Source organism: Kineococcus indalonis, assembly GCF_009906395.1.
In the GTDB taxonomy this organism is placed as follows: Bacteria; Actinomycetota; Actinomycetes; order Actinomycetales; family Kineococcaceae; genus Kineococcus; species Kineococcus indalonis.
Genome location: NZ_JAAALM010000154.1, coordinates 1 through 7,943, shown reverse-complemented (window position 1 = coordinate 7,943; position 7,943 = coordinate 1). Strand labels below are relative to the sequence as shown.

Genomic DNA, 7,943 nt, shown 5'->3' with positions numbered 1-7,943 from the left:
GGCTGGGGGTGGTGGGTGAGACGGGGGTGCTGGGGGAGGAGGTGCTGCTCATGGTGGTCCTCTCGGTGATCGGGCGGTCGTGAGCGGGGAGCCCTCGTCGGCGACGGGGGGTGGGCACGGCCCGGCGGTGCTCGGGGGTGCCGCTGCGCTCGGGCGTGTGGCTGCGCCGACCCGTGCTGGTCCCCGCGGCTCGGCACGGTTGTCGCTCGCAAGTAGAATGACTAGTCACTCTACTTCGGCGACCGCAGCTCGCCGGGGGTGGCGGCGCAAGGGCCGAGCAGGAGGAGGCACCTATGATCACCGTCGTGAGGCAGAAGGAGCCGGTGCGCGACCGCCTGGTCGAGGCCGCCAGCGAGCTGTTCTACGCCGCCGGGCTTCGCGCGGTCAGCGTCGACAAGGTCATCGAGCGGGCCGAGACGACGAAGGTGACCTTCTACCGCCACTTCAAGTCCAAGGACGACCTCGTGGTCGCCTACCTGCAGACCAGCGCCGAACGAGAACGCCAGGGGGTCCAGGCGGCTCTCGCCGCCTCGGCCGGGGACGTGCCCGGCGCGCTGGAGTCGCTGGGGGAGCTGATCGGCTCCGCGGCGTGCCGTCCGGGCTTTCGAGGGTGCGCCTTCATCAACGCCGCCGCCGAGTACCCCGACGCGGCCAGCGGCCCGCGCCGGGTCGTCGACGCGCACCGGGCCTGGTGCCGGAGCGCTTTCGAGGAGCTGGTGGCGCCGTTGGGCCTGCCGGATGCGGCGGCCGTGGCGCAGGACCTGCTGCTGCTGCGCGACGGGGCCATGGTCGCCGGCTACCTGGACGACCCGGACGGGGTGAGCGCCTCCTTCTGGCGCAGCGCCAAGGCGGTGGTCGGCGTGAGGTAGCCGCCGGCCCGGCCGGTGCACGTGAAGGGCTGGCGATCGCCCCGGCGGCGGGTCGAGGGTCCACCGCCGCCCCTCACCGCGGCAGTGCCAGCGCGGTGACCAGCAGGAGCGCCCACACGAGCACGAAGGCCACCGGGACGGCCAGGAAGAACCACGAACCGCGCCGCTGGTCGCCCTCACGCCGGTGGTGGTCCTCCCAGTCCCGGACCCACCCGCGGCGGGCGGCGGGGTTCTCGGCCATCACCGCCCCGAGCCGGGCCGTCCACAGGTGCACCAGCCGGGTCGTGCTCCGCACCCCGGCCAGGCCACCGCGGCCAGGACCAGGCCGAGCAGCGCCAGCACCGGCGCCACCACCCGCGCCCACGCGCCGTCGCTGGACATCGCTGCGGTGAAGGCGATCGTCAAGAACGCTTCGGCCGCCAGCAGCGCGTTCACCCGCTCGTGCAGCCAGCGGATCTCCGAACCCACCTCGGCGAGGATGGTCTCGACCTGCTCCTGCGGCGCCGGCTCAGGCGCCGCCGGGCCCTCAGCCACGTGCTCCTCCCCGAGCCCGCCGCACGTCCTGCGCAGCAGCAGTCGCAGCGGTGGTCGCAGCGGTGGTCACAGCGGCACCGGGCCCGGTGCCGCGCGCAGTCCCTGGACGTGGCTGTCGGGCACCTCCAGCACGGGGGAGTGACCGCTTCTGGCCGGCTCGCTCCAGGTCGTCGGAGCGGTCCGTCGACGCCCAGAACTTGTCCAGCACCCACGCCAGCAGCGCCACGGGGGAGTCGACCAGGGCGTGGGCCACGGTCTGGGGCCGGGTGGAGGGCTGCAACGAGCACCCTCCGCCGTAGCGCCAGAACCGGCGGGTGTCGGCGACCCGGCGGTCCTGCGCCTCGGTGAGGTCCCCCAGGACCGCGATGCCCCCGACAGGCTCGGGCACGCAGGGGGTGAAGGTGCGCAGCCCTGCGACGTGGTCGGGGTGGTGCACGCCCAGGGCCGTGGCCACCCGCCCTCCCCGGTCCCCGCCGGCGGCGAAGAAGCGCGCGTACCCCGAGCGCGCCATCAGCACGACCCACGCGTCGGCGGTGCGCTCGACGGTCCAGCCGGTCCGCTCGGGCTTGCCGCTGGAGGCGTAGCCGGGGAGGGGGGGCGCGACCACGTGGAAGGCCGGCAGCGATGCGTCACCGGGGTCGGCCAGGGCGTCCACCAGTACCGCACCCACTCGGTCATCACGTCCAGCGGAGGGCCCTGCGACCAGCCCGTCCCCGCGGCGGGCGGGCGCACCGTCTCAGCCTCCGGCACCCGGCTGAGCAGCAACCGCTCGCGCAGGTCGTGCAGGTCCTCCTCAGCCACGCGCAGCTGCCACGGGCGGACCTTCTCAGCCCCGTGCTCGTCATGAACGCTCCCCGCCCTCCGCGCAGTGGGCCTCAGGATGCCACCTGCGCGGCGCCAGCGAGGTCGACGACCGCACGGGAGTGCACGATCGGGCCCGTGGACCGGACGAACCACCTGCAGGCGCTGGTGGACGCGGTGAACGCCGAGGACACCGAGGGTTTCCCGGACTCCTTCACCGGCGACGCGCTCGTGGACGACGACGGGCCCCGGTACCGGGGCCCGCTGCAGGTCGCGGAGTGGAACACCCGGCAGGTCGCCGACGCCGTGGTGGCGACGTGAACCCCTCCACCGGGAACAGCTCCGGCACCGGCCATCGTGCTGCCCGGCCGCGGGAGGCTGCGCCCCGCCCACCCGCGGTGCCGAGCGCGCCTGGACGAGGTCCTGCTCGGGTGGAGCTGTGCGCGCCCTCGACCAGGTCGACCTGGGCTCCACCACCGGGACCTGGACGGCCGTCGTGGGCCCCTCCGGCTCGGGCAAGTCCACCCTGCTCGACTGCGCCGCCGGTCTGGAGCGGGTGGACCCCGGGCGGGTCCTGCTCGGCGAGAGCGACATCACCGACTCCGATGACGAGCAGCTGACTGCACTGCGTCGCACCGCATCGGTCTCGTCTTCCAGGGCTTCAACCTCACCCCCTCCCTGACCGCGGCGCCGAACGTCGAACTGCCGCTGCGCCTGGCCGGGCACCGCCCCCAGAGCGCGCAGGTGCTGCAGGCGCTGAGGGACGTCGGCCTGGGCGAGCGCGCCGAGCACCGCCCTCGCCAGTTGTCCGGTGGTCAGCAGCAGCGGGCGGCCATCGCCGGCGCGGTGGTCACCGAGCCTGAGGTCCTCTTCGCCGACGAGCCGACCGGCGCGCTGGACTCCACCGGCGCGGGGGGGGTGCAGCTGATGCGCACCACCGTGCGCCAGGGGCAGACCATCGTCATGGTCACCCACGACCCGGTCGCCGCCGCCCGCGCCGATGCCATCGTCTTCCTGCGCGACGGGCGCATCGTGGACCGCATCACCGACCCCACCGCGACCGGCGTGCCCTTCCGCGAGCGGCCGGTGCCCGGGGGCGGGCTCGCCGGCCTCTTCACCACCTTCGCCAGCCCCGTGAGCGAGGTGCGACCGCGTCCGCTGCGCGAGGCGTTCCCGGTCGCCGCCGGGCACCTCGCCGAGGGCGCGGGCGACCTCACCGCGCGGGACGGGCCGGGCGGGCGGTGCCCGCCTCGCCGGTGAACTGCTCGACGCGGCCCTTGCCGGCGGCCTTGGCCGCGTACATGGCGCTGTCGGCCCGCTCCAGCAGCTCCCGGTGGTCCAGGACACCGGCGGCGTGCGCCGTCCCGACGCTGGCGCCCACCCGCGCCGGGCCGGCGGCCAGCCGCACCGGCGCCGAGACCACCTCCACGACGCGCCGGGCCACCGCCGCCGCCTGCTCGGCGCTCGCGCCGCGCATCAGCACGGCGAACTCGTCACCGCCCAGGCGCGCGCACACGTCGCCGGGGCGGGTGACCTCCCGCAGCCGGTCGGCGACGTGGCGCAGCAGCTCGTCCCCGGCCCCGTGGCCGAACCGGTCGTTGACGGCCTTGAAGCCGTCCAGGTCCACGAACAGCACCGCGCGGCCCCCCTCCTCGCCGGCCGAGCCGACCAGCTCCTCCTGGAAGCTCGCCCGGTTCGCCAGGCCCGTCAGCGCGTCGGTCCGCGCCTGCGTGCTCAGCAGCCGGTGCACGCGGGCGTTGCTGGCGGCCAGCGCCACCTGGTTGGCCAGCGACTGGAAGGAGACGACGACCTCGGGCTCCAGCGGGCCGGGAGCTCCCAGCAGGATCGAGGCGCCCTCGACCCCGGGCAGGTCCAGGCACACCCACCGGCACGCCTCGCCGGTCGCCGCGTCCAGCTCCGCGGTGCGCAGCACGGGCACCACCGCGCCGGGGTGCACGCCGGCGGGCACCACCTCGGCGGGCAGGTGCGCGGGCGCGTCCTCGAAGGCGCCGGCCACCCCGACGACCACCGCGCGACCGTCCCGCAGCCGCACCGCCAGGGACCGCAGGCCCGGCGTGGCCGTGCACAGCGCCCTGCTGCTGGCCACGGCCTGCTCGGTGATGCGCGCGGGGTCGGTGGTGCCGAGCAGCTGGGTGCCGAAACCCACCAGCAGCGCGTCGCGCTGCGCGGCCCGCTCGCGGGCGAACATGCCCACCGCCAGCACGCGCACCACCACGAACGTCAGGAGCATGACGGGGGCGGTGCCGAACACCGGCGCGGCCTGCGTGCTCGGCGCGTGCCCGGGCACCAGCCCCCACAGCGGCAGCGCGGCCACCACCGCCGCGGCGTACGCCGCGCACCGCAGCAGCCCCCGGCGGGTGGAGCTGTGCACGGCGTGGAACCACAACGAGCAGAAGGTGACGCTGAAGACCATCGCCGGCGCGGGGCAGCTGAGCGTGAAGGCGGTGATGGCGGCGCAGTCGGCGGCGTCGCGCAGCACGGACTCGCGCCCGCCGAGGTAGGCGTGCACCCAGGAGGTCACGAGCACCGCGGACGCCCCCAGCACCATCGGCAGGCTCACCGGGTCCGCCACCGCCAGCGGACCGGGCAGCGACATCAGCAGCGCCAAGACCGCGAAGACCAGGAACAGCCAGCGGGTGCGCGGCACCAGCCCCTGCGGTCGGCGCAGGGCCCCCAGCAGGCGCCGCAGGCGCCCCGCACCCCGTGCCGCTGCCGTGCCGCGTGCGCTCCGCGTGCCCACGTCCCCTCCTCCGCCCGGCGGTGGCTCGCCGCCCCCGGTGCCGGAGGGCGCCGAGGTCCTGCCGGCCGTGCCGGTCACCGCGCTCACCGCGCTCACCGCGTTCACCGTCATGGTTCGTCCCGCGGACGGCCCGGGTGGATGCGCCGAACGAGCGGTCCGCGCTGCGTGCCCGGGCCGCGCCCGTCGGGGACCCTCTTCGACGGGGACGTCGGTGCCGTGTTCGACCGGCGCGTCGCCGGCGGCATCGTCGACGACGCGGTCCTGGGCGGCATCGCGTTCGCGGTCGACGAGTCGGCCCCGCCGCTGCTCGCCGTGCGCGGCCGGCCCGGGGACCCGGTGGGGAACGCGGTGCGCTCCGGCCGCCTCAGCGTCCGCGCCGCCCGCTGCGACGTGGACAGCGGCCTGGTCGAGCTCCTCCGACGGCCGGTACCCGCTCAGCTCGGCGTCAGCTGCTGGGCGAGCATCACGAGGATGCCGCTGGGGCCGCGCAGGTAGGTGAGCCTGTAGAGGTCCCGGTAGGTGGCCACGCCGCGCAGCGGGTGGCAGCCGTGCCGGGCGGCGGTGGCCAGGGCCTCGTCGAGGTCGTCGACGGAGAAGGCGACGCGGTGCATGCCGATCTCGTGGGGCAGCGCGGGTCGCGTCTCCACCGCTTCCGGGTGCAGGTACCGGAACAGCTCCAGGCGACCGCGACCGTCGGGCGTCTGCAGCACGGCGATCTCGACGTGGTTGCCGTCCAGGCCGACGGCGGTGTCGGCCCACTCCCCGCTGACCGTGTCCCGGCCCAGCACGCTGAGCCCGAGGTCGGTGAAGAAGGCGATCGCCGCCTCCAGGTCGCGCACCGCGATGCCGACGTTCTCCAGCTCGATGGGCACGCGGGGAACGGTAGCGGGCCACCGGCCGGGGCGGCGTTCACTCCGGGGACCCTGCGAGGCGCCGAGCGCCAGCAGTTCGAGCGCTTCGTGCACCGGCAGGTGGGACGCGGGGCCCTCGTCGTCCTCCTCGCCGGCGGCCCCGTCGCCGGCGGCCCCGTCGCCGGCGGCGGTGGAGCCGAGCAGGGTGTGCCGCAGGCGCAGGTCGTCGTAGCGGTGCGCAGCGGTGAGCGGGGTGTGCTGGCGTTCCAGTTCGTCGACGTCCACGGCGACCTCCCCGAGGTGAGAGCGTCAGGCCAGCCTGACACCGCCCGGGGTCCCGGGCGAGGAGTCCCCGTCCTCGGCTCGACCTGATCCGCCCGCCGGCGGCACCAGGGTGCGCAGGCGGGCGCCCAGCTCCGCCAGCGTCGTGGTGAACAGTTCCAGCCGTGGTGCGGGCAGGTCGCCGAAGAGCTGCTCGGCCAGCCGCTCGTACCCCGTGCGCAGGTCGGCCACCACCGCCTCCCCGCGCGCGGTGAGGGTGACCAGCACCGCGCGCCGGTCGCGCGGGTGCGCCTGGCGGCTGACGAAGCCGGTGGCTTCCAGGGCGTCGACCAGTGCGGTGACGCTGCGCGCGCTGATGCCCAGCGCCTGCGCCAGGACCCGCTGCGGGCTGGGCCCGGCGCCGGCCAGGGCCCACAGCAGGTGGGTGCGCGACTGCGACAGGCCCCGCTGCGCGAGGTCCTCGCGCATGTCCTGCTCCAGCAGCACCGTGCACTCCAGCAGCAGGTCCAGCGCCTGCTGCCGCGCGTCCGTGTTCACCGGTCCGCCGGGACTGCCGGGACTGCCGGGACTGCCGGGCCGGTCGTGCGGTGCGCCGGCCCCCTCGCCGTCGGCCCCGTCGTTGACAGGAGCAGGGGTACGCGCCACATGATGAGAGTACCTCACAATGCGACGAGTTCACGGTGAACGGAGCACACCATGCCCGATGTGTCGAGGGGTCCCCTGGAAGTCGTCACGCAGGCGTTCGCGGCGTTGAACCGCGGCGACCTGGACGCGTGCACGGCGTTGCTGGAACCCGGTTTCGTGATGCACCACGCCGGGGCCGCGCCCGTCCACGGCCGGCAGGTGTGGGAGCACGGTGTGCAGGCGATGCGCACCGCGTTCCCGGACCTGCACGTGCGGGTGGAGGACGCCCTGGAGCAGGGCGACCGGGTGGCGCTGCGGGTGCGCCTGTCGGGGACGCACCACGGGCACTTCTTCGGTGCGCCGCCCACCGGTGGCCGCATCGACTACGTCAGCCACGAGTTCTACCGGGTCCGCGACGGCCTGCTGGCCGAGGAGTGGATCTGCTCGGACAGCGCCACCTTCGCCCGGCAACTGGCCGGCGAGGCTGCGCCCGGAGGGGACGGGCACGCGGCGCACGGGTGAACCCCCGCGCCGGTGAGTTCCCCCGGCGGGCGCGGTCACCCCCTCGACAGGTGCCGGCGAGGTCGACCGGCGGGGCCGAGGGGGGAACGCGTGCACGAGCTCGTGGTGGTGGAGAACGTCTCGCTGGACGGGGTGGCCCAGTCCCCGGGGCGCCCCGACGAGGACACCCGCGGCGGTTTCGCGCTGGGCGGCTGGGCCAGCCGGCTGCTGGCCGACGACCCCGAAGCGGTGCAGGCCGCGGTGGGCGGACAGGGGCGGACGGCGGCGATGCTCTTCGGCCGGCGCACCTACCACGACCTCGTGGGGCACTGGCTGGGCACCGACGAGCCGAACCCGTTCACGGAGGTCCTGCGCAGCACCCCGAAGTTCGTCACCTCCCGCTCCGGCGAGCCCCGGGGCGGCCTGCCGTGGCCGAACTCGCAACTGCTGGTCGGGGAAGCCGTGCAGACCGTGGCGGCGCTGAAGCAGCGCGGTGAGGGGGAGCTGGTGGTCCTGGGCAGCCTCTCGCTGGTGCGGGAGCTCACCGCCGCCGGGCTGGTGGACCGGTTCGTCCTGACCACCCTGCCGGTGGTGCTCGGGCGCGGCACCCGGTTGTTCGGGGGCACCGCGCTGGACCTGCGGGTGGAGTCCAGCACCACCAGCGCGGGGGGCGGCGTGGTGGCCAGCTACCGGGTGCGGCGCCGCTGAGCGCCCCTCACC

The 7,943-nt window shown here is 75.6% G+C and carries 11 protein-coding genes and 2 pseudogenes; 6 read left to right on the top strand and 7 right to left on the bottom strand.

What is annotated here, in order from left to right; genetic code table 11:
* Window positions 1-293: 293 nt before the first annotated feature.
* Window positions 294-869, top strand: coding sequence for a TetR/AcrR family transcriptional regulator (locus tag GTR00_RS09675; protein WP_166611417.1), 576 nt, complete (start codon window positions 294-296; stop codon window positions 867-869).
* A gap of 73 nt (window positions 870-942) precedes the next feature.
* Here GTR00_RS09675 and GTR00_RS09670 read toward each other — a convergent pair whose 3' ends face one another.
* From GTR00_RS09670 to GTR00_RS26340, 4 genes and pseudogenes are all read right to left on the bottom strand, one after another.
* The gene (locus GTR00_RS09670) at window positions 943-1,110 is read right to left on the bottom strand and encodes a hypothetical protein (protein WP_205705447.1); all 168 of its coding nucleotides are present in this window, start codon (window positions 1,108-1,110) and stop codon (window positions 943-945) included.
* Window positions 1,110-1,403 (bottom strand): hypothetical protein, encoded by a 294-nt coding sequence (locus tag GTR00_RS09665; protein WP_166611415.1) that lies wholly within the window; start codon window positions 1,401-1,403, stop codon window positions 1,110-1,112. The genes GTR00_RS09670 and GTR00_RS09665 overlap by 1 nt, the downstream gene beginning before the upstream one ends.
* Complete coding sequence (locus GTR00_RS09660; RefSeq protein WP_166611414.1) at window positions 1,396-2,058, bottom strand: alpha/beta fold hydrolase; 663 nt, start codon at window positions 2,056-2,058, stop codon at window positions 1,396-1,398. Before GTR00_RS09660 ends, GTR00_RS09665 begins: the two co-directional genes overlap by 8 nt.
* Before the next feature lie 53 nt (window positions 2,059-2,111).
* Window positions 2,112-2,204: pseudogene (locus GTR00_RS26340) on the bottom strand (hypothetical protein); the annotation flags it as partial.
* A 138-nt stretch (window positions 2,205-2,342) separates the two neighbouring features.
* On the opposite strand from GTR00_RS26340, the gene GTR00_RS09655 reads away from it, so the two are divergent.
* Window positions 2,343-2,525, top strand: coding sequence for a hypothetical protein (locus GTR00_RS09655; RefSeq protein ID WP_166611409.1), 183 nt, complete (start codon window positions 2,343-2,345; stop codon window positions 2,523-2,525).
* Window positions 2,526-2,643: 118 nt separating this feature from the next.
* Window positions 2,644-3,464, top strand: a pseudogene (locus GTR00_RS09650) (ABC transporter ATP-binding protein).
* Here the strand turns inward: GTR00_RS09650 and GTR00_RS25720 are convergent.
* The gene (locus GTR00_RS25720) at window positions 3,418-4,965 is read right to left on the bottom strand and encodes a GGDEF domain-containing protein (protein WP_166611413.1); all 1,548 of its coding nucleotides are present in this window, start codon (window positions 4,963-4,965) and stop codon (window positions 3,418-3,420) included. The pseudogene GTR00_RS09650 and the gene GTR00_RS25720 sit on opposite strands and share 47 nt — an antisense overlap.
* Window positions 4,966-5,130: 165 nt before the next feature.
* Between GTR00_RS25720 and GTR00_RS09640 the strand changes: the two genes are divergently transcribed.
* Window positions 5,131-5,460, top strand: coding sequence for a carbonic anhydrase (locus GTR00_RS09640; protein WP_166611412.1), 330 nt, complete (start codon window positions 5,131-5,133; stop codon window positions 5,458-5,460).
* Here the strand turns inward: GTR00_RS09640 and GTR00_RS26335 are convergent.
* Together GTR00_RS26335 and GTR00_RS09630 are read right to left on the bottom strand one after the other, a co-directional pair.
* Entirely contained in the window at window positions 5,400-5,837 is a 438-nt protein-coding gene (locus GTR00_RS26335) for a VOC family protein (protein ID WP_166611419.1), read from the bottom strand. The two genes, GTR00_RS09640 and GTR00_RS26335, sit on opposite strands and share 61 nt — an antisense overlap.
* Before the next feature lie 288 nt (window positions 5,838-6,125).
* Complete coding sequence (locus GTR00_RS09630) at window positions 6,126-6,635, bottom strand: MarR family winged helix-turn-helix transcriptional regulator (protein ID WP_205705446.1); 510 nt, start codon at window positions 6,633-6,635, stop codon at window positions 6,126-6,128.
* Window positions 6,636-6,803: 168 nt separating this feature from the next.
* Between GTR00_RS09630 and GTR00_RS09625 the strand changes: the two genes are divergently transcribed.
* Window positions 6,804-7,244: an ester cyclase gene (locus tag GTR00_RS09625; RefSeq protein ID WP_205705445.1), complete on the top strand. Its 441-nt coding sequence runs from the start codon at window positions 6,804-6,806 to the stop codon at window positions 7,242-7,244.
* A 90-nt stretch (window positions 7,245-7,334) separates the two neighbouring features.
* A complete protein-coding gene (locus GTR00_RS09620) occupies window positions 7,335-7,931 on the top strand; it encodes a dihydrofolate reductase family protein (RefSeq protein ID WP_166611410.1) in 597 nt (198 codons plus the stop codon).
* Window positions 7,932-7,943 lie beyond the last annotated feature (12 nt).

Coding starts and splice junctions, on each gene's coding strand:
- GTR00_RS09675 (WP_166611417.1), top strand. CDS start 294: ATGATCACCGTCGTGAGGCAGAAGGAGCCGGTGCGCGACCGCCTGGTC.
- GTR00_RS09670 (WP_205705447.1), bottom strand. CDS start 1,110: ATGGCCGAGAACCCCGCCGCCCGCCGCGGGTGGGTCCGGGACTGGGAG.